Origin of the sequence: Dickeya undicola, assembly GCF_000784735.1 — a bacterium.
GTDB lineage: Bacteria > Pseudomonadota > Gammaproteobacteria > Enterobacterales > Enterobacteriaceae > Dickeya > Dickeya undicola.
This window is the reverse complement of sequence record NZ_JSYG01000017.1, coordinates 175,585-196,090: the sequence shown is the minus strand read 5'-3', so window position 1 is coordinate 196,090 and position 20,506 is coordinate 175,585. Positions and strand designations below refer to the sequence as shown.

Genomic DNA, 20,506 nt, shown 5'->3' with positions numbered 1-20,506 from the left:
TCAATTTAAGATTTGTTTGACTTGCTGAACTCGTCAGCGATGCTCAAAGAATTTACTGTTAGTTCGTAATGAATTAACTGTTGTCACCCTTCAAGACTTTTCACTAATTTTTTAGTGAAGCGTCCTGCGAGTGCCCACACAGATTGTCTGATTGATTGTTAAAGAGCAGGACCACTTAGCGTGGTCGCGGGTCGCATATATTATGCTTTCCCGAAAAGAAGTCAAGCGATATGCGCCTGATTTCTTACTGAAACCGCTTCGATTTGCTGTCGTTGCCGTGTCAGTGGAGGCGCATTATAGGGACTTCTTCGTCGCTGACAAGTACTAATTTCAAAAATAATTTCGACCGCTCAATATTTACTCATTGGCTGGTAAAAGTGTTAATCGCTCAAGCGAATTGAAACCATAACGACGTAGAACGGGCAATAATGTCGCGACCTTAGGTGTGATCGATAAACAATAAGCTAGATTACGCTCTGTCGATAATTTCGGGTTATCCAGATGCTCAATCAGCCACGCTGTTCTGCGTGCAATAGCAGCCCCCGAATCAACAAGCCGTGTGCCGTCAGGCAATACTCGCTGTAGCTCTTCCGATAACAAAGGGAAATGTGTACATCCCAGAACGACCGTGTCCGGCGGCTCGGGTAGTTTCAGCCAGGGCTTGAGGATTTTCCGCAACACGTCTTCAGGTACAACCTCCCCCTGAAGCTTGGCTTCCCCCCATTCCACCAGCTCTGCAGACCCCAGCAGCAAAATCTGGCAATCATTGGCAAAGCGGGAAATCAGTTCGTGCGTATAAGGGCGCTGGACCGTAGCACGCGTCGCCAGCAACCCAACGACGCCGTTCCGGGTCAATTTGGCCGCCGGTTTTACCGCAGGCACCACACCAACGACGGGGAAATTAAAGCGTGCACGCAGTGCCGGGAGTGAAATCGTACTGGCTGTATTACAGGCAATAATGACCAATGACAGCGGGTGTTGTTTTTCCACCGCATCAACGATAGACACCACGCGTTCAATGATGAATTGTTCAGGCTTTTCTCCGTAGGGAAAAGCCTCGTTATCAAAGGCGTAAATATAATGTAAGTCCGGCAATAGTTTGCGAACTTCATCATAAACGGACAAACCGCCCACCCCGGAATCAAATACAAGGACCGTGGGGCGGGCGGGTAAATCAGAAACTATAGCTTCCGGTGAGATAGTATTCTCGCCCTGCAGTTCGGTAGCCATATGCCGTCTCGTAATTCTTATCGAACAGGTTGGCTATTCTAGCACGAACTGTCAGATGTGAGGTGACAGGATATGATGCAGCAATATCGACTGTACTATAGCTTGGTAACTGACGCTGTGTAGATGCAAACTCATTGGTATTGTTGTCATAGCGTTTGCTGAAATATTGGTAACTTAAATCAACATCCAGATCATAAACCTTCCAGCCAAGTTGATACTTGGCTTGCTGCTTAGCTCGGCGTGCGAGGACTTCATTATCTTCATCCCGTCGCGCATCAAGATAACCAAGCGTAATCTGATGATTGAAAATGCCAGTATCAAATTGCCCGGTCCATTCAACGCCTTTTAACGTCGCAGCCTTGATATTGCTGTAAGTTCCCTGAAATGTAACCGGATCAGACGAGTAGGTGATCAGATTAGTAATTTCGTTGCGATATGCAGACAAGCGCCAGTTCAAAGGCCCTGTGATCCCTTCAAGTCCAGTTTCCCACTGTTTGGATTCTTCAGGTTTCAGGTTTTTGTTAGGAAGGATATCGTTGTATTTTTGTCCAAACATCTGCCCCAATGTTGGAGCCTGGAATCCAGTACCATAAGAAAGCGTCAATTTGTAATCTGGCAAAAACTCCCAACCCGCAGCAGTTTGCCAAGTACCATGACGACCAAATTGCTCGTTGTCGTCACTGCGTAAGGATCCTTCAATAGTGACAGAGCTTATTTGCTGCTGAGCAGTCAGATAGATGCCTGTATTATCTCTCTTGTAATCGTTGGATTCTCTGACCGCGGTATTAAAGTTAACACCTTCAGAAAATAATTTCTGTTGCTGCCAATCTAACCCAGCACTGAGCATTCCCTGACCAATACAGTAGGTATTTCCCCATTGCAAATTACGCTGTTCCATCTTATCTAAAGAGCTGGCATCCCCATATCGCCCTTCTGTACCCAGATAGTTTAGAAAATTGTATTTCTGATAACTGGCTATTAGTTGCGAAGCAAAGTCTCCCCGCATAAAACGCACACCAGTATCATAGGTATGATTGTAGATTTGCTGCTCATCAGCGCTATTGGGGCCTCCAACATCATAATCACTGTTCGAACCGTAACCATACCCACGGATAAAAGCAGACCATTGCTCATTAAAATGATGGTCTACACCGCCCCAGAAAGATTTATTACGCCAACCATCGCGATCGCTATCCGGACTATAGACCGACGCCGGACGAATATTGAATCCTTTAGTATCTTGATAAGCCCCAGCCAACGTTAATGTCGTCTTATCTGTGAGAGCCTGACGCCAACCGCCGTTATATTGCTGGTAATGGTTACTGCCTATCCCTGTTTCTAATGTTCCCCCATTTTTGTCTGATTGCGTAATGATATTAATCACCCCACCAATCGCATCAGCGCCATAAACAGCAGAACGCGGTCCTCGAATAAACTCAATACGTTGTACCAGTGACATCGGTATCTGATTAAAATCGGCAACACCAGTGATACCTGGTTTAGCTAATGGAACACCATCGATTAGAACCAACGTATGGCGAGCTTCTGAGCCACGGATATAAATGGAGGCACTCTGCCCCAGACCACCATTCTGCGCGATATCGACGCCAGGCAAACGTTTTATCACTTCCAAAACATTCTTCGACTGCCAGCGATCAATATCATCACGCGTCACCACAGTAGTGGGTGCCAGTACGGAAGAAATCGGCTGAGGGAAACGGTTGGCGGTTACCACCATTGCATCATTACTGTTTTGCTGTGTGTTATCGCTACCCTGCGCCCATCCCGAAAAAGCGGTGGCTACCATCGCCGCCAGCATTGTAGTTTTTTTAGTAAACATTATAAGCATCCAAACTGAATTGGCAGGATGCCGCACCCCCATGATCGATAGCACGCGATGACCATGAAACATTGCGACGTACTCCGGCAGGTCTTCGGACTTGAGGTTATGCCATAATGACTGGCTCGGCGGCGATGACTTCCCATCCGTCAGGACAGTGTCTGCATTACGCTATCGTCGCCCATCCCCCTTACCGCTGCGCGTCAGTTCCAGATTCGCACTGGATTCCCTTTTCACTTGCAAGGCAAGACCGGACGCCCATGCTACGATCGAGACAGGTGGATGTCTAGACTTCCATTTTGGATAAGGGAATCGGTGCAACAAGGCTGGACATCCCTTTAGGATGCCCTACAATCGCGCCCTGACCGCTATCTGTCACGTAGCAATATTCCAGCCGCTTTTTCAGATGAGAGCACCATGACACCAGAGATTCTGCCCATCGATCAGTATGACGCCCAGCTAGAAGAAAAGACCGGGCGCCTCGGAGCCATGATGGCTCCCTTCGATGCACCAGCACCGACCGTATTCCGATCGCCAGTGAATCACTACCGGATGCGGGCAGAATTTCGGATCTGGCATGATGGCGATGATTTGTACCACATTATGTTTGATCAGCAGACCAAACAGCGAATCCGGGTCGATCAGTTTCCGGCCGCCAGTGAGTTGATCAACCGCCTGATGCCGGTGCTGCTTAACGCACTACGTGCCGAACCCGTGCTACGGCGCAAGCTATTCCAGATTGATTATCTCTCCACGTTGAGCGGTGAGATCATCGTTTCATTGCTCTACCACAAAACGCTGGATGCCGAGTGGCAACAACAAGCCCGTCTTTTGTGTGATGGGCTGCGCGCACAGGGTTTTGCCTTGCAGCTGATTGGCCGCGCCACCAAAACTAAAATCTGTCTGGATCGGGATTACGTGGACGAATGCCTGCCAGTCGCGGGCCGTCAGATGATTTACCGTCAGGTGGAAAACAGCTTCACCCAGCCCAATGCGATGATGAATATCCAGATGCTGGAGTGGGCACTCTCAGTAACACAGGGATCGAAAGGTGATTTGCTGGAACTGTACTGCGGCAACGGTAACTTTTCGCTGGCGCTGGCGCGCAATTTCGAGCGGGTGCTGGCAACCGAAATTGCTAAGCCATCGGTCGCGGCGGCGCAGTATAATATTGCCGCTAATCAGATTGATAACGTGCAGATTATTCGTATGGCAGCAGAGGAATTCACCCAGGCCATGAACGGTGTGCGTCAGTTCAACCGCCTGCAAGGCATCGATCTGAGCGGCTATCGCTGTGAAACGATTTTTGTCGACCCGCCACGCAGTGGTCTGGATAGCGAGACAGTTAAACTGGTACAGGCGTATCCGCGCATTCTCTATATTTCCTGCAACCCGGAAACACTGTGCGCCAACCTGGAAACCCTCAGCCAGACGCACCGAGTCAGCCAGTTAGCGCTGTTTGACCAATTCCCTTATACCCATCACATGGAATGCGGCGTATTACTGGAAAAGCGCCAGTAACCCATAGATTAAGGCGTGTGGTTTTCATTGTCGGGCTTGCGGGCCCGCAATTTGACGACCAGCCACAACGCCAGCACCACACACAGGATTGACGGCACAAAATTGGAGCCGATTTGCGGGTACTCGGCGCGCACAATAGCGCTGTAAAGCAGCAAACCGAACAGGAAACAACCAGCAGCCAGTAATGGCGTACCTTTTGGCATAGCATGATGCATGTAACGCTGATGCAGGCAGTAAACCGACAAAACCAGCGCGATCAGCGGAAAGATGGAAAACGGCACGATAGAACTGAACACGGCAACAAAGGAACCATTCGCGGACAAACCGGCTACCAACGCCAGCACCAGCGTGCTTTTCTCTGAATTTATCTGCTCTGTCATGACTTTTCCTCTGATTATCCCTCAGGGTAGGCAAACCCCTTACCCTGCTCTTTGCGATACCAGTAATAAGCACCTTTAGCAATCATGCGTAACTGCAACACCAGCCGCTCTTCCAACTGGCGTCGTTGTTCTATGTCCACATCCAGCGCTTCAGCACCAGCACTGAAGACGATGATCACCATCGCTTCCGCCTGCGCTTCTGCGAAACTACGCGGGATATGATTTTCGACTTCAAGATAATCCGCCAGTTCAGCGATGAAATGCTGAATTTCACGCGCCACCGCGGCACGAAATGCGGCTGAAGTGCCGGAACGTTCGCGTAACAGTAGCCGAAAGGCGTTAGGGTTATTGCCGATGAACTCCATGAACGTCGATACCGATGTTCTGATCACGCTGCCGCCGCTTTTAACGATACGCTGGCGTGCTTGCCGCATCAGCTGACGTAGCATCAACCCGCTTTCATCCACCATCGTCAATCCCAGTTCGTCCACATCGCGGAAATGACGATAAAACGAGGTCGGGGCAATACCGGCTTCACGAGCCACCTCACGTAAACTCAGGCTGGCAAAACTGCGTTCAGCACTTAACTGGCTGAAAGCGGCCTCAACCAGGGAACGACGAGTTCGTTCTTTTTGTTGTGCTCTGACACCCATTATCCTGCCCAAAGTCATCGGCTCTCCTTAAATCAAGGGGAGCACTATAACAAACTTTACTTACTACATACTGTGCCAAAGTTTGCCATAGTAAAAATGTGATCATCGGTTCCCATACAGATGTCAGGGATGATTGGGTTATCTACAGGACGATGTTACAATCGAGTTAGTAATTTGTATAAAAACAGGTGGTTTCTACCATGTCCATACAACAGCAATACGATTACGATGCCATTGTGATTGGTTCGGGTCCGGGCGGTGAAGGGGCGGCCATGGGGCTTGCCAAACAAGGGGCGAAAATTGCCGTGATAGAACGGCATTACAATGTTGGCGGTGGCTGTACCCACTGGGGAACCATCCCATCCAAAGCCCTCCGACACGCCGTTAGCCGCATCATCGAATTCAATCAAAACCCACTCTACAGCGACAACGCCCGCGTCATCAGTTCCTCATTTTCCGATATCCTGCGCCATGCTGACAGTGTAATCGGCCAGCAAACCCGTATGCGTCAGGGTTTCTACGAACGTAACCACTGCGAGCTGTTTTCCGGCGAGGCACGTTTTATTGATGCGCATACCGTCGCGGTCTTCTACCCGGATGACACCCACGATACGCTGACTGCTGCAAATATCATTATCGCCACCGGTTCGCGGCCTTATCATCCGGCCGGGGTGGATTTTCATCATCCCCGCATCTACGACAGCGACTCCATTCTCGATCTGGACTATGAACCCAAACACGTGATCATCTACGGCGCTGGGGTGATCGGCTGCGAATATGCGTCGATATTCCGAGGGTTGAACGTGAAGGTCGATCTGATCAATACCCGCGATCGTCTGCTGGCGTTTCTCGATCAGGAGATGTCCGACGCGTTGTCCTATCACTTCTGGAACAGCGGCGTGGTAATTCGTCACAACGAGGAATTCGAACGCATCGAAGGCCTGGATGACGGCGTCATCATCCATCTGAAATCAGGCAAAAAGATGAAGGCGGATTGCCTGCTCTACGCCAACGGACGTACCGGCAACACCGAAACGCTGGGACTGGAAAATATTGGGCTGGAAACAGACAGCCGCGGCCAGCTGAAGGTTAACAGCATGTACCAGACCGCTCAGGCGCACATTTACGCCGTGGGCGATGTGATCGGTTATCCCAGCCTGGCGTCAGCCGCCTATGACCAGGGCCGTATCGCGGCGCAGGCCATCACCAAAGGCGACGCCACCGCGCATCTGATCGAGGATATTCCCACCGGTATTTACACCATCCCGGAGATCAGTTCTGTTGGTAAAACCGAGCAGGAACTCACCGCCATGAAAGTGCCGTATGAAGTGGGGCGCGCCCAGTTCAAGCACCTGGCACGAGCGCAAATTGTCGGGATGAACGTCGGTAGCCTGAAAATTCTGTTCCACCGCGAAACCAAGCAGATTCTGGGTATTCACTGCTTTGGCGAACGCGCGGCCGAAATCATTCACATCGGTCAGGCCATCATGGAACAGAAAGGCGAAGGCAATACCATTGAGTATTTCGTGAATACCACATTCAACTACCCAACCATGGCCGAAGCCTATCGGGTAGCGGCGCTGAACGGTTTAAACCGGTTGTTTTAACAACCGGTTTTTTGATAACGAGTCGTTTTGGCTTTGATTAATCAGACTGTTTTGACAGCTGTTCCATGTGGAGTTGCATGTGCTCGCGCACTGAGTCGGCCAGTTGTTCATAACGGCCGCGCAACGGCGAGCCCGGACGATACACCAGCGCGATGGTGCGTTTGGGCTCCGGTTTATAACAAGGCAGATAGCACACGCCATCACGCACTCGCTCCCGCGGCACCGCCAGCGACGGCAGCAGAGTAATACCACTGCCCGCCGCGACCATGTTGCGCAGCGTTTCCAGACTGGTGGCGCGGAAATGGGTATCCTCATCCGCGCCCGCCTGGAAACAAAATCCCATCGCCTGATCCCGCAGGCAGTGCCCGTCTTCCAGCATCAGCAGTTTTTCGCCCGACAAATCAGACATCGCCACTCGCTCGCGGTTCGCCCAAGGGTGATCCTGATAAATTGCCAGCTTCATCGGCTCGTCAAACAATGGCACTTCGATAAACGCTTCAGACTCTTTCACCATCGCCAGAATGGCGCAATCCAGCTTGCCGCTATCAAGCTGGGCCAGCAGTTGGTGAGTCTGGGCTTCATGCAGGTACATCTCCAGCTTTGGGAACGTGCGGTGCAACATCGGGATAATCTGGGGCAACAGATAAGGGCCGACGGTCGGGATCAGGCCGATATGTAGCGGGCCGGACATGGTTTCGCCCTGCTGGCTGGCCATCTCCTTCAGTACTTTCACTTCACGCAATACGGTTCTGGCCTGTTCGACCAGCAACAACCCTGCCTGGGTGAACAGGACTTTGCGGCTGGTTCGCTCCAGCAGCATCACCCCCAGTTCGTCTTCCAGTTTGCGGATCTGGCCGCTCAGCGTGGGCTGGCTGACGTGGCAGGAGTCCGCGGCGCGTCGGAAGTGACGATGCTCCGCCAATGCCACCAGATACTCTAAATCCCGAATGTTCATGCCCTGATTCCCCTAAACATGATAGTCCCTAGCGATAGATAGGATAGCAACGAACGATTAGTCCTATCAACATTTGATAATGAATAATGTCCCTAACGAATCGAGTCCTGATCACTGACGGATTCAGCCAAACAGAACGCTTCGACTAGCAGGGACTGAAAAATGTTTGTAAGCCAAGAAGGCAAAAAAATTCCGTCAGTAACTTTCCATACCCGTCAGGGGGATCAATGGGTTGACGTGACAACCGGGGAACTCTTCAACAACAAGACCGTGGTTGTCTTTTCCTTGCCTGGAGCCTTTACACCCACCTGCTCTTCCAGCCATTTGCCACGCTATAACGAGTTGGCTGCGGTATTCAAGCAATTTGGCGTGGATGCAATTTTATGCGTATCTGTGAACGATACTTTTGTGATGAATGCCTGGAAAGCCGACCAGAACGCAGAAAATATTACGTTTATTCCCGATGGCAACGGTGAATTTACCCGCGCCATGAACATGCTGGTCGAAAAAGCAGAATTGGGCTTCGGCCCCCGCTCCTGGCGCTACGCCATGCTGGTCCGTCACGGCGTGGTGGAGAAAATGTTTGTTGAACCCAACAAGCCGGGCGACCCGTTTGAAGTTTCCGACGCCGACACCATGCTGAAGTACCTTGCTCCTCACTATAAGGTTCAGGAATCTGTTTCACTGTTTACCAAACCCGGCTGCCCGTTTTGCGCCAAAGCCAAACAGTTGCTGCAGGATCGCGGTATTCAATATGAAGAAATCATGCTGGGTAAGGATGCCACCACGGTGAGCCTGCGGGCTGTGACCGGACGTAGCACCGTTCCCCAGGTATTCATGGGCGGCCGCCATATCGGCGGCAGCGAAGAACTCGAAACATTCCTGACCGCATAAATTTTTATAAAGCCAACGAAACTTTGGCGGGCTTAGGCCCGCCCTTTTTTTATCTCCAAATAGCGCTTTTATCTTCGAATATCGTTATTCGCGCCAAATACCCCATGCCTTAAGCACAAATGCCCGCCCGGATATCTCCGGGCGGGCATTCAGCGCAATAATCAGCGAGGAAATCAGGCGGCCGTCACCGGGCGCACGCCCAGCGTATGGCAAATGGCATAGCTCAGTTCCGAGCGGTTCAGGGTGTAGAAATGGAAGTCCTTCACGCCTTCACGGCTGAGGATCTTCACCATATCCATGGCGATAGACGCGCCGACCATCTTGCGGGTTTCCGGGTCATTATCCAGCCCCTCGAACATGGCGGTCATCCAGTTTGGCACGCGCACATTGGTCATGGTGGCGAAACGCTGCAACTGTTTGAAGTTCGACACCGGCAGAATACCAGGTACGATTTCTACATCGATACCGGTCGTGACACAGCGGTCACGAAAGCGCAGATAGCTTTCCACGTCAAAAAAGAACTGTGTGATGGCGCGGCTGGCACCGGCATCGATTTTCCGTTTCAGGTTGATCAAGTCCGCCTGTGCGCTTTTCGCTTCTGGATGCACTTCAGGATAGGCCGCGACCGAAATATCAAAATCGCCGACTTCTTTCAGTAAGGTGACCAGATCAGAGGCGTACATCTCCGGTTTACCGCCGTCCGGCGGCAAGTCACCACGCAGAGCAACGATATGACGGATGCCGCTCTGCCAGTAGTCCTGAGCAATGGCTTTCAGTTCATCGCGGGAAGCATCGATGCAGGTCAGGTGCGGCGCGGCTTCCAGGCCGGTACGTTCCTTGATGCCTTTGATGATGCTGTGCGTGCGGTCACGCTCGCCGGAATTGGCTCCGTAGGTCACCGACACGAATTTGGGTTTCAGGCTGCTGAGGCGGTCAATAGAGTTCCACAGCGTTTCTTCCATCTCGCTGGTCCGCGGTGGGAAAAACTCAAAGGAAACGTTAATCTGGCCCTGTAATTCAGCCAGGTTCTGGTTCAGCGCTTCCTGATGGTTCGCGTGGAAAAAGCTCATATCCTTACCTCAATTCGCCATTATCATCGTCATTTTAGATAACCGTCTATACGTTTAGACGTCTATATAGAAAATGACCGAATCCGCTTAAAGAGTCAACGCTTTTCAGCCTGAGAAATGCTGATGTTTGTTCATGCAATATGAAGAAAATTCATGGTGGCGTACAGCAGGCCGTCATGCTTCATCGCAGAAAAAACACACATGAAGTGTAAGGGATGTACCCTCAGTATTGGCAAAAAACGTGGCCCTTGCCACTGGATGAACCTAAGACGTAAAAAAGCCCGCGGCTGCGGGCTTTAAGACATGATGGCTAACGCTGTCTGATTTCAACTGACGCGATTTCGACTGACATGATTACAACAGTTGCGCCAACCGATTGAGATCCGACTGAATTGCCCCCGCGGTCACGTCACGACCAGCTCCCGGACCACGAATCACCAGCGGATTATCGCGATACCAGCGGCTTTCGATAGCAAACACGTTATCACATGGCAGCAGTGCCGCCAGCGGATGATCCGCCCGCACAGCTTCCACGCCGACACGCGCCTTGCCGTTGACATCGAAGCGAGCGACATAACGCAGTACCAGCCCCATCTCGTTAGCGGCTTCCAGCCGCTGCAACATTTGCTGATTCAGCGGCTCGCCGTCTTCAAAGAATTGATCCACTGACACGCTCTCACACCCGGCAGGCACCAGTGACTCCACCCGCACCTGATTGGGTTCGATTTCATAACCCGCTTCACGCGCCAGAATAACCAACTTGCGCATCACATCCTGACCGGAAAGATCGACACGCGGATCGGGCTCGGTCAGTCCCTGCTGCCAGGCTTGATCCACCAGTTCGGTAAAAGGCACCGTGCCGTCAAACTGCAGGAACAGCCATGACAGCGTACCGGAGAAGATACCGCTGATAGCCAGAATGCTATCGCCACTGTCACGCAGGTCCCGTACCGCATAGTTCACCGGCAACCCAGCACCAACGGTGGCGTTGTACAACCAGTGACGCCCGGTTTTGGCGAACGCGTCGCGGATCTGGCGGTAATTATCGCCGCCGGATGCCCCCGCCAGTTTGTTGGCGCTGATCACATGGAAACCGTAGCTGGCGAAATCCAGATAGAGATCGGCAACCGACTGACTGGCGGTGACATCCAGCACCACCAAATCATCATACGGATGGGCGCGCATCCACAAGAACAGCTCATCGTCGTCACGTTCCTGCGCTTCGTCACCAAAGAAAGCCAACACACGGCTGGCGTCCAGCCCGTCGTAACTCAACAAGCTGCGGGAACTGTCCACCACACCCGCCAGCGTGAACTCAAAGCCGGTACGCGCCGAAATCAGGCTCTGCTCGCGGGCGAACAGCTCCAGCCAGCGCGAACCGATGTTACCTTTGCCGAACAACACCAGCCCAATGCGCTTTTCCGCCCGGAACAGCGAATGATGCAGACCACGCACCAGATGCTCGGTCGGCCCGACACGCAACACGGCGACCAGGCTGATGTCGTCTTCCGCTTGCCAGACGAACTCGATAGGCTGGTCACGCAATTGTTGGTAGAAACGGTGGCTGTGCAACGGATTACGGCAAACGCCCGCCCCCACCAACGCCACCAGCGCCAGCCCTTCGCGCAGATGCAGCGATACCGGCAGCGCCGCCTGTTCCAGTACCTGCCAGGCGCTATGCACCACTTCCGAGGTGTAGCACAGTTGCAGCAGGTTGCGATCCTGATGCACGCCCAACGCCAGCGGCCGAATCTGAGATTTTTGCAGCAGCTGTTCGACATCTTTATGGGTGCGAGCAAAATCGTGCTCCGCCGGTACACCAATCTCAATCAGACAAACGTCATCATGACTGGTGACAATCTTGGCACCGGTGCCGGAAGCCAGCACACGCTCAATGCGCGTCGACCCTTGCTCAGGTTGATAGCTGCACCGTAATTGCAGGTCAATGTCACTGCCGGAAACCGGCTGTAAGGTACGAGCATGAAGTACCGGTGCGGCCAGACGGGCCAATTCGCTGGCTTCATCCAACCGTAGCAGTGGCAACAGGCAGGCGTCTTTCACCTTGCGCGGGTCGGCGCTATAAACACCGGCTACGTCGCTCCAGATGGTAACGCGCTCGACACCGGCCAGCGCGCCAATCTGTGTGGCAGAATAGTCACTACCATTACGGCCCAGCAGGACGGTTTCACCCGCGTCATTACTACTGATAAAACCGGTAATCACCAGACGCTGCCCGGCATGTTGGGTCAACAGTTGTTGCAGTAGTGGCCAGGAACGCCCTTCATCGACTTGCGGCTGTGCCGCACGCTCGGCGCGCAGGAAAGTACGTGCATCCAGCCAGGCGGCAGACAGGTTTCTCTGATTCAGTACCGCCGCCATCAGACGGGCGGACCAGATTTCGCCATGCCCGACGACCTCAGCGTAAGCCGCATCGGTAAGCTTGCCATCCAGTAACGCGGCCAGGCGTTCCAGATCACGAATGAATTCATTGATAAGTGGTGCTGCCGTTTCAGTCGGCAGCAAACCGGAAATCAGTTCGCTTTGATAACGGCGCAACGACTGTTGTACCTGATGGGCGGAAATCCGGTCCGACTGGCTGAGGTTCAACCAGCTGATCAACTGGTTAGTGGTGCTGCCCGCCGCCGATACCACCATTAAGTCGCCCGCCTGGCTGTAATCCGCCATGATGCCAGCGACACGCTGATAACATTTCACATCAGCCAGGCTGCTGCCGCCGAATTTGTGCAGTTGCCGCCCTTTCACGGCCGCTGCTATCCCTAACGCACTCATTGTTACCTCTTGGCTGCTGCCTGAAATGCTCTGTCCAGATCGGCAACCAGATCGTCACCGTCTTCAATACCGACAGAAATACGCAATAACGTCTCCGAGATACCGGCGGCGGCACGCGCTTCTGGTGCCATACCTGCATGGGTCATGGTAGCGGCGTGAGAAATCAGACTCTCTACGCCACCCAGCGATTCCGCCAGCGTGAACAGTTCCAGTGCAGACAGAAAACGACGCAGCGTTCCTTCATCACCATCCAGCTCAAAACTCAGCATCGCACCAAAACCGGACTGCTGCCGACGGGCAATATCATGACCGGCGTTCCCAGGTAAAGATGGATGATACAACGCTTTCACCAGCGGCTGATGCTGCAAATACTCCACAATTTGCAGCGCATTCTTCTGCGCAAGCGTTATACGCGGCGACAGTGTACGCAAACCGCGCAGCAACAAGTAACTATCAAAGGCCGCGCCGGTCACACCAATATTATTGGCCCACCAGGCCAAATCGGTTACTACCGCTGGGTCACGGGCGATAACCGCACCGGCTACCACATCAGAATGACCATTGAGGTATTTAGTGCAAGAGTGCACCACCAGATCCGCCCCCAACTGTAGCGGATTTTGCAACGCCGGACTCAGGAAGGTGTTATCCACCACGCTCACCGCGCCCGCTTCGCGCGCCGCCTGACAGATGGCAGCAATATCCACCACACGCAGCAGCGGATTGCTAGGGCTTTCCACCAGCACCAGCTTCGGTTTTTCCGCCAGCGCTGCCTGTAACTCAGCCGCATTGCCCTGATCGACAAATTTCACCCGATAGGCACCGCGCTTACTCATGCTGTCGAACAAACGGTAGCTGCCGCCGTAGCAATCGTGTGGAGCCACCAGCAGGTCACCGGGACGCAAAAACACCGTACAAACCAGCAGAATCGCCGACATGCCGCTACTGGTCATGACCGCACCCGCGCCACCTTCCAGTTCCGCCAGCGCACGCTGAACCACATCACGGGTCGGATTGCCGCGCCGGGAATAGTCATGTGCTCTGGGTTCATTAAAGCCGGTGAAATTGTAGGTACTGGAGAGATTAATCGGGGGAACAACGCAACCGAACTGCTCGTCATTGTTTAACCCACTGCGGACTGCGATAGTAGCCTGTTTACGCGTCATCGGTGCTTTTCCTGACTGGAGGACTGAGGTAGAGAGATTAGAGAGTAAACCCGGACGATATAGACGTCAATACATCTGGACTTCTAAACTTCTTTGCGTATAGATTGAGCATCCCTATAATAATCGTTAGAATTATGGTGTTTTGTGCCAGTGACTGTTTTTATCACGATCAATATTTAAGGTATCCCATGGCTGAGTGGAATGGCGAATACGTAAGCCCATACGCTGAACACGGCAAGAAGAGCGAGCAGGTTAAGAAGATCACCGTATCTATCCCTTTGAAAGTATTAAAGATACTGACAGACGAGCGTACCCGTCGTCAGGTCAACAACCTGCGTCACGCAACCAATAGCGAGTTACTGTGTGAGGCGTTTTTGCACGCTTTTACCGGCCAACCCTTACCGAATGACGACGACCTGCGTAAAGAACGCGGCGACGAAATTCCTGATGCCGCCAAGGCAATTATGCGTGAGATGGGGATTGACCCAGATACGTGGGAATATTGAATTACCCGTTTAGGGCAGATGGGGAAAACTCCAGAAACGACAAAGGCACCCGCAGGTGCCTTTGTTTTGGACGGAAAGCGGTTAACCAATTTTCCGCCCTGGTACAAACGCCAATTATTTTTTGGCGCCTGGGATGCTGAAGCGTTTGTTGAAACGCTCAACACGACCACCGGTGTCAACCACACGCTGTTTACCGGTAAAGAACGGGTGGCAAGCGCCACATACGTCCAGGTTCAGGTCGTGACCAACGGTGGAGCGGGTTTTGATGACGTTACCGCAAGAGCAAGTAGCGGTAATTTCAACGTAATTCGGGTGAATACCTTCTTTCATGGGAAACCTCTGTTTAAGGCCGCGTCGCTATCCGGCCCTATTCCGCCAGACACCACACGAAGTTGAATGAAATGTTCTTTACACCGCAAGGTATAAAGGCGGCGGATCATACAGAAATTAACCAACCGATGCAATTGGATCCGTACGGACTCGCCGCCGCGGATAAACAAGATGACGCGCGCGATTGCACAACGCATCCGCGCACAGTACCGTGACGGCAGACAAAACCTCACGCACGACGTAAGACCTACATGACGCATTTGAACGCAGAGACTATGCCCGTTGTTCAGGTTGCCTTGCCAGTGCCGCTGATGCGCACGTTTGATTACCGGCTGCCGCAAGGCGTAACACCGCCGGTGCCAGGCGTGCGCGTGCGCGTGCCCTTTGGCAACCGCAAGATGATCGGCATCGTCACTGCCCTGAAAGCCGACAGTGAACTACCGCTGGAACAGCTTAAACAGCTGCACGACATACTCGACGACGCCCCGCTGTTTCCAGACAGCCTGTGGCGCATCCTGCTGTGGGCAGCGGAGTATTACCACTATCCGCTTGGCGAAGTACTGTTCCATGCTCTGCCAATTTTGCTCCGGCAGGGAAAATCGGCCCATAGCGCACCACTCTGGCAATGGTTCGCAACCGAGCAAGGGCGTGCCACGCCGTTGAATGCACTGAAACGAGCCCCCAAGCAACAGCAGGCGCTGGCGGCGCTGCTACAAGGGCCGCTGTATCGCCATCAGGTCGTTGAAACCGACCTGACGGAAACCGCGCTACAGGCATTGCGCGAAAAGGGGCTGAGCGAGTTGCGCGCGCTGCCGCAGCAGGTGCAGGACTGGCGCAACGATTTCCGCCTGACAGGCGAGCGTCTGCGTCTTAATACCGAACAGGCTACCGCCGTCGGTGCCATACGCAGCGAAGATGATCATTTTGCCGCCTGGCTGCTGGCGGGCATTACCGGTTCTGGCAAAACCGAGGTCTACCTCAGTGCGCTGGAAAATATTCTGGCGCAAGGCAAGCAGGCGCTGGTGCTGGTGCCGGAAATCGGCCTGACGCCGCAAACCATCGCCCGCTTCCGCGATCGGTTCAATGCGCCAGTGGAAGCACTGCACTCGGGGCTAAACGACAGCGAGCGACTGTCGGTATGGCTACGCGCCAGACAAGGCGAATCAGCCATCGTCATCGGCACCCGTTCTGCGCTATTTACCCCTTTTGCCCGGCTAGGTCTGATCGTCATCGACGAAGAGCATGACAGCTCCTACAAGCAGCAGGAAGGCTGGCGTTATCATGCCCGCGACCTGGCGGTGTTCCGCGCCCGACAGGAAGATATTCCCATCGTTATGGGGTCAGCCACACCAGCGCTGGAAACGCTTTATAACGTACAGAACGGCAAATACCGCCAGCTACGTCTTAGCAAACGCGCTGGCAACGCCCGGCTGGCACAGCAGCACGTGCTAGACCTGAAAGGACTGCCGCTGACCACCGGTTTATCGCAGCCGTTAATCAACCGCATTCGCCATCACCTGGCCGCCGATAATCAGGTCATCCTGTTTCTCAACCGTCGAGGGTTCGCACCGGTGGTGCTGTGCCATGAATGCGGCTGGATAGCCGAATGCCAGCGCTGCGACAGCTACTACACCCTGCACCAGCATCAACGAATGATGCGTTGCCACCACTGCGACAGCCAGCGTCCGATACCGCAGCAATGCCCGCAATGCGGCTCTACCCATCTGGTGCCGGTCGGCCTGGGCACCGAGCAGTTGGAACAGGCGCTACCGACGCTGTTTCCCGACGCACCGATTACCCGTATCGATCGCGACACGACCAGCCGCAAAGGGGCGCTGGAGCAGCAACTGGCGCAGGTCCGCCAGGGCGGTGCCCGCATTCTGATCGGCACCCAGATGCTCGCCAAGGGCCACCACTTTCCCGACGTCACACTCGTGGCGCTACTGGATGTCGACAGCTCGCTGTTTTCCGCCGACTTCCGCGCCACCGAACGTTTCGCCCAGCTTTACACCCAAGTTTCTGGTCGCGCCGGTCGCGCGGGCAAGGCGGGCGAAGTGGTGCTGCAAACCCATCACCCGGATCACCCACTGTTGCAGACATTGCTACATCAGGGCTACGACGCTTTCGCCAACCAAACGCTGAAAGAACGCCAGAGCGTGTTCCTGCCCCCCTTTACCAGCCATGTGCTGTTTCGGGCCGATGACCACGACAATCAGCAAGCCAGTCTGTTCCTGCAACAGTTACGCAATCTGCTGGAGGCCAGCCCACTACGTGACGACTCACTGTGGTTGATGGGGCCAGTGCCAGCGCTACAACCCAAACGTGCCGGGCGTTTTCGCTGGCAATTGCTGCTCCAACATCCTTCACGCGCCACACTACAACGATTGATCCGCAATTCGATGCCGTTGATCGATACCTTACCGCAAACACGCAAGGTGAAATGGGTGATGGATGTCGACCCGACGGACAATTGAGTCGATTCTGAATCGCAAAAATATCTGATGCCAGCAGCGGCGGTATTTTTTGCGAGCAGCCCCGAGAAACAGGTAATTCAGGCAGCACCTGCGTAAATTATTCGATAAATATTGGATGCAATCTGTTAAGAGTGATGGCGTAAGCAGTATGCTGATCAGGCGGTTGGCACAATACCGAAGGCCAGACTTCAGGTGACAACCCGCTACCCAGTGCTATACCTGTGCATAGGGATCCCAATATTGTCCCCGCTCGCACGGTGCAAGTCCGGTCGAAAGCCCTGAGCCGAACGAGACTTCACGACAGTACCGCCTGGTCATGCCGCGTTTCATAACTGTGCATGGCAAAATCAGACATTCTGTAAAACGGTGGCCGACCTTTGACAGCGGCCTTTGACTACGGCGCCAGTAAACGCTGACGCAAGGAGGAAATGCGTTGGAGCAGAAAAAATTCATCCCGCCCGCAACGATGAAAGACGTTGCCGATCAGGCCGGTGTATCCACCGCAACGGTGTCCCGCGCCTTGACCAACCCTGAGAAGGTATCGGCCACCACCCGCCAAAAGGTGGAGCAGGCCGCGCTGGCGGTAGGATACTCTGCACAAAATCTTGCCCGTAATATGAAGCGACATGAGTCAAGAACGATTCTGGCGCTCGTCCCCGATATCTGTGACCCTTTTTTCACCGAAATGCTACGCGGTATTGAGGAAACAGCCGCAGAACGTGGCTATCTGGTGCTCATTGGCGATTGCGCTCACCAGCGCAAAACTGAAAAGACCTTCCTGGATTTGATCACCACCCGGCAAATCGACGGCATTTTATTGCTCGGCTCGCAGTTGCCGTTTGATGCGGGCAAGGACGAACGCCGTCATTTGCCGCCGATGGTAATGGCAAACGAATTCGCCCCTGAACTGGATATGCCCACCGTGCACATCGATAACCTGACCGCAGCATTCGAGGCTGTCAGTTATCTCAATCAACTGGGGCACCGGCGCATTGCCTGCATCGCTGGTCCGGAACAGATTCCGATCAGCGAATACCGGCTACAAGGCTATATCCAGGCGTTACGCCGCTGCGGGCTGGTGATCGACAACCAGTATATCGTGCGTGGCGATTTCAGCTATGACACCGGTGCCCGCGGCCTGGTGCGGTTAATGTCACACCCCACGCCACCCACCGCAATATTCTGCCATTGCGACGTCATGGCGTTGGGGGCACTGACGCAGGCGCGCAAAATGGGGCTGGACGTGCCGCGTGACCTGTCGGTGGTTGGATTTGATGATATCGCACAGGCCAGCCACTGTTTTCCAGCGCTGACCACCGTTTCCCAGCCACGCTACGATATCGGCCGCGAAGCCATGCTATTGCTACTGGCTCAATTGCAGCAGCACAAGGTCCAGCGAGGGTCGCGACTGGTATCCAGCCAACTGATTATCCGCGAGAGTACCGCCGCGCCGCCCCTGCGTGTTACAGGCTTTAAGAATTCAGGTGCTGGTCAAACATTTTAGGGTTCAGTAACATGGCGGCCTGTTACTTATTTTCTTCGCAACGAAACGATTGTGGCACAACGAGACTATGTCAGCCGGGGGCGTTCTGGAACGCGCCGGAAAAAAACATCCAGCCGGAAACGAGGCGGGTCTTCAGGCGCGTCCAAGACGATGATAGCGCTGGCCGTTGCCGTGCTGGTCACGTTTGCCGGTGGACTCTATTTTATCGCCCACAATAAGCCGGACGAATCGCCGGTCTTGCCACATCAAGGGACCAAAGGCAACGGGTTGCCACCTAAACCGGAAGAGCGCTGGCGTTATATCAAGGAACTGGAAAACCGGCAGATTGGCGTCGCTTCGCCGACTGAACCTTCAGCGGGCGGCGAAATCCAGTCGGCAGGCCAACTAACCGATGAACAGCGGCAGCTACTGGAGCAGATGCAGTCGGACATGAAACGCCAGCCAACCACGCTGACGGAAGTGCCTTACAACGATCAAAGCCAGATGCCGTCACGCTCCTCGGTAGCGCCCAGGCCGCAGACGATTGTGCCGATCGTGCCCAACACCAGCACCATGACGCCACGTACCACGACCACCGCTCCGGCAGCCAGCCAGCATCATACGACGCAGCCAGTGACGTCACCGGCGCAGACCACGCAGAAACCGGTGCAGACAGAGCCCCGCAAAGAGTCCGCCAAAACGGAAACGGCAGCGAAAGAAACCGCCAAAGCCGACAACAAACCGGAGAACACCAAACCAGAGAAAGAGCAGCGCTGGATGGTGCAATGCGGGTCGTTTAAGACAGCAGAACCTGCCGAATCGGTAAAAGCGGAATTGGCATTTGCTGGCGTTGAAAGTCGTATCGCCAGTAGCGGCGGTTGGCATCGGATTATGCTCGGTCCGTACAACAGCCGTGCCGTAGCCGACAAAATGGCACAAAAACTCAAAGGCATGGGGCAATCCAACTGCATCCCGTTAGCCAGCGGGGGTTGAAAACCCTCCGCCCCTCCCCCATGTTTATCGTCAATATGCCCCGCGTCCGCGCGGGGGCCTTTTTCTCAGTAACGGGGATAAACTCGTGACAACAATTGTAAGCGTACGCCGCAATGGTCAGGTCGTGATTGGCGGAGACGGGCAGGCCACCCTGGGCAACACCGTAATGAAAGGCAACGTGCGTAAAGTTCGGCGTCTGTACAACGACCGGGTTATCGCCGGATTCGCTGGCGGCACCGCTGATGCGTTTACCCTGTTTGAACTGTTCGAACGCAAGCTGGAGCTTCATCAGGGGCATCTGGTGAAGGCCGCGGTGGAACTGGCTAAAGACTGGCGTACAGACCGTATGCTGCGTCGGCTGGAAGCGCTGCTGGCGGTTGCCGATGAAAACGCATCGCTGATTATCACTGGCAACGGCGACGTCATTCAGCCGGAAAACGATCTGATCGCTATCGGCTCCGGCGGCCCTTATGCTCAGGCCGCTGCACGTGCCCTGCTGGAAAATACCGAATTAAACGCCCGGGAGATTGTCGAAAAATCACTGGGTATTGCGGGTGATATCTGCATCTACACCAACCAGTTCCACACGATCGAAGAACTAGCCTCCAAGGCGTAAG

Annotated in this window: 17 protein-coding genes and 1 riboswitch; of the genes, 8 read left to right on the top strand and 9 right to left on the bottom strand. The window is 53.9% G+C overall.

Annotated elements, in window-relative coordinates; genetic code table 11:
* Positions 1–357 precede the first annotated feature (357 nt).
* Both murI and btuB read right to left on the bottom strand, forming a co-directional pair.
* Positions 358–1,230, bottom strand: a complete 873-nt coding sequence (gene murI, locus OB87_RS08670; RefSeq protein ID WP_033569040.1) for a glutamate racemase — start codon at positions 1,228–1,230, stop codon at positions 358–360.
* Complete coding sequence (btuB, locus tag OB87_RS08665; protein WP_033569050.1) at positions 1,175–3,070, bottom strand: TonB-dependent vitamin B12 receptor BtuB; 1,896 nt, start codon at positions 3,068–3,070, stop codon at positions 1,175–1,177. Before btuB ends, murI begins: the two co-directional genes overlap by 56 nt.
* A gap of 68 nt (positions 3,071–3,138) precedes the next feature.
* A riboswitch (cobalamin riboswitch) is annotated at positions 3,139–3,337 on the bottom strand.
* 150 nt (positions 3,338–3,487) lie between these two features.
* On the opposite strand from btuB, the gene trmA reads away from it, so the two are divergent.
* Positions 3,488–4,591, top strand: a complete 1,104-nt coding sequence (gene trmA / locus OB87_RS08660) for a tRNA (uridine(54)-C5)-methyltransferase TrmA (protein WP_033569039.1) — start codon at positions 3,488–3,490, stop codon at positions 4,589–4,591.
* 8 nt (positions 4,592–4,599) lie between these two features.
* Here the strand turns inward: trmA and OB87_RS08655 are convergent, their stop codons facing one another.
* Both OB87_RS08655 and fabR read right to left on the bottom strand, forming a co-directional pair.
* Positions 4,600–4,971: a YijD family membrane protein gene (locus OB87_RS08655; RefSeq protein WP_033569038.1), complete on the bottom strand. Its 372-nt coding sequence runs from the start codon at positions 4,969–4,971 to the stop codon at positions 4,600–4,602.
* Positions 4,972–4,985: 14 nt separating this feature from the next.
* Positions 4,986–5,624, bottom strand: coding sequence for an HTH-type transcriptional repressor FabR (gene fabR, locus OB87_RS08650; RefSeq protein ID WP_033569037.1), 639 nt, complete (start codon positions 5,622–5,624; stop codon positions 4,986–4,988).
* A 206-nt stretch (positions 5,625–5,830) separates the two neighbouring features.
* Between fabR and sthA the strand changes: the two genes are divergently transcribed.
* Positions 5,831–7,231: a Si-specific NAD(P)(+) transhydrogenase gene (gene sthA / locus OB87_RS08645; RefSeq protein WP_087881307.1), complete on the top strand. Its 1,401-nt coding sequence runs from the start codon at positions 5,831–5,833 to the stop codon at positions 7,229–7,231.
* A gap of 37 nt (positions 7,232–7,268) precedes the next feature.
* Here sthA and oxyR read toward each other — a convergent pair whose 3' ends face one another.
* Complete coding sequence (oxyR, locus tag OB87_RS08640; protein ID WP_033569035.1) at positions 7,269–8,186, bottom strand: DNA-binding transcriptional regulator OxyR; 918 nt, start codon at positions 8,184–8,186, stop codon at positions 7,269–7,271.
* Positions 8,187–8,348: 162 nt separating this feature from the next.
* Here oxyR and OB87_RS08635 point away from each other — a divergent pair, with 162 nt between their 5' ends.
* On the top strand, positions 8,349–9,080 hold the full coding sequence (locus OB87_RS08635; RefSeq protein ID WP_033569034.1) for a glutathione peroxidase: 732 nt from the start codon (positions 8,349–8,351) through the stop codon (positions 9,078–9,080).
* A 173-nt stretch (positions 9,081–9,253) separates the two neighbouring features.
* On the opposite strand, the gene metF is transcribed toward OB87_RS08635, so the two are convergent.
* The 3 genes from metF to metB all read right to left on the bottom strand — a co-directional run bounded on the left by metF (position 9,254) and on the right by metB (position 14,103).
* Positions 9,254–10,150 (bottom strand): methylenetetrahydrofolate reductase, encoded by an 897-nt coding sequence (gene metF, locus OB87_RS08630; protein WP_033569033.1) that lies wholly within the window; start codon positions 10,148–10,150, stop codon positions 9,254–9,256.
* Positions 10,151–10,504: 354 nt separating this feature from the next.
* Positions 10,505–12,940: a bifunctional aspartate kinase/homoserine dehydrogenase II gene (locus OB87_RS08625; RefSeq protein ID WP_033569032.1), complete on the bottom strand. Its 2,436-nt coding sequence runs from the start codon at positions 12,938–12,940 to the stop codon at positions 10,505–10,507.
* A gap of 2 nt (positions 12,941–12,942) precedes the next feature.
* Entirely contained in the window at positions 12,943–14,103 is a 1,161-nt protein-coding gene (gene metB / locus OB87_RS08620) for a cystathionine gamma-synthase (RefSeq protein ID WP_033569031.1), read from the bottom strand.
* Positions 14,104–14,291: 188 nt separating this feature from the next.
* On the opposite strand from metB, the gene metJ reads away from it, so the two are divergent.
* On the top strand, positions 14,292–14,609 hold the full coding sequence (metJ, locus tag OB87_RS08615) for a met regulon transcriptional regulator MetJ (protein ID WP_013315901.1): 318 nt from the start codon (positions 14,292–14,294) through the stop codon (positions 14,607–14,609).
* 114 nt (positions 14,610–14,723) lie between these two features.
* Here metJ and rpmE read toward each other — a convergent pair whose 3' ends face one another.
* Complete coding sequence (gene rpmE / locus OB87_RS08610) at positions 14,724–14,939, bottom strand: 50S ribosomal protein L31 (protein WP_033569030.1); 216 nt, start codon at positions 14,937–14,939, stop codon at positions 14,724–14,726.
* A gap of 275 nt (positions 14,940–15,214) precedes the next feature.
* Here rpmE and priA point away from each other — a divergent pair, with 275 nt between their 5' ends.
* From priA to hslV, 4 genes are all read left to right on the top strand, one after another.
* The gene (gene priA, locus OB87_RS08605; protein WP_033569029.1) at positions 15,215–17,413 is read left to right on the top strand and encodes a primosomal protein N'; all 2,199 of its coding nucleotides are present in this window, start codon (positions 15,215–15,217) and stop codon (positions 17,411–17,413) included.
* 433 nt (positions 17,414–17,846) lie between these two features.
* Complete coding sequence (cytR, locus tag OB87_RS08600; RefSeq protein ID WP_033569028.1) at positions 17,847–18,917, top strand: DNA-binding transcriptional regulator CytR; 1,071 nt, start codon at positions 17,847–17,849, stop codon at positions 18,915–18,917.
* 51 nt (positions 18,918–18,968) lie between these two features.
* Positions 18,969–19,889: a cell division protein FtsN gene (ftsN, locus tag OB87_RS08595; protein WP_072025446.1), complete on the top strand. Its 921-nt coding sequence runs from the start codon at positions 18,969–18,971 to the stop codon at positions 19,887–19,889.
* Positions 19,890–19,974: 85 nt separating this feature from the next.
* Positions 19,975–20,505 (top strand): ATP-dependent protease subunit HslV, encoded by a 531-nt coding sequence (hslV, locus tag OB87_RS08590; RefSeq protein ID WP_033569026.1) that lies wholly within the window; start codon positions 19,975–19,977, stop codon positions 20,503–20,505.
* Position 20,506: the final 1 nt, after the last annotated feature.

Excerpts from the sequence above, each read along its gene's own strand:
- murI (WP_033569040.1), bottom strand. The coding sequence starts at position 1,230 with ATGGCTACCGAACTGCAGGGCGAGAATACTATCTCACCGGAAGCTATA.
- btuB (WP_033569050.1), bottom strand. The coding sequence starts at position 3,070 with ATGTTTACTAAAAAAACTACAATGCTGGCGGCGATGGTAGCCACCGCT.
- trmA (WP_033569039.1), top strand. The coding sequence starts at position 3,488 with ATGACACCAGAGATTCTGCCCATCGATCAGTATGACGCCCAGCTAGAA.
- OB87_RS08655 (WP_033569038.1), bottom strand. The coding sequence starts at position 4,971 with ATGACAGAGCAGATAAATTCAGAGAAAAGCACGCTGGTGCTGGCGTTG.
- fabR (WP_033569037.1), bottom strand. The coding sequence starts at position 5,624 with ATGGGTGTCAGAGCACAACAAAAAGAACGAACTCGTCGTTCCCTGGTT.
- oxyR (WP_033569035.1), bottom strand. The coding sequence starts at position 8,186 with ATGAACATTCGGGATTTAGAGTATCTGGTGGCATTGGCGGAGCATCGT.
- OB87_RS08635 (WP_033569034.1), top strand. The coding sequence starts at position 8,349 with ATGTTTGTAAGCCAAGAAGGCAAAAAAATTCCGTCAGTAACTTTCCAT.
- metF (WP_033569033.1), bottom strand. The coding sequence starts at position 10,150 with ATGAGCTTTTTCCACGCGAACCATCAGGAAGCGCTGAACCAGAACCTG.
- OB87_RS08625 (WP_033569032.1), bottom strand. The coding sequence starts at position 12,940 with ATGAGTGCGTTAGGGATAGCAGCGGCCGTGAAAGGGCGGCAACTGCAC.
- metB (WP_033569031.1), bottom strand. The coding sequence starts at position 14,103 with ATGACGCGTAAACAGGCTACTATCGCAGTCCGCAGTGGGTTAAACAAT.
- metJ (WP_013315901.1), top strand. The coding sequence starts at position 14,292 with ATGGCTGAGTGGAATGGCGAATACGTAAGCCCATACGCTGAACACGGC.
- rpmE (WP_033569030.1), bottom strand. The coding sequence starts at position 14,939 with ATGAAAGAAGGTATTCACCCGAATTACGTTGAAATTACCGCTACTTGC.
- priA (WP_033569029.1), top strand. The coding sequence starts at position 15,215 with ATGCCCGTTGTTCAGGTTGCCTTGCCAGTGCCGCTGATGCGCACGTTT.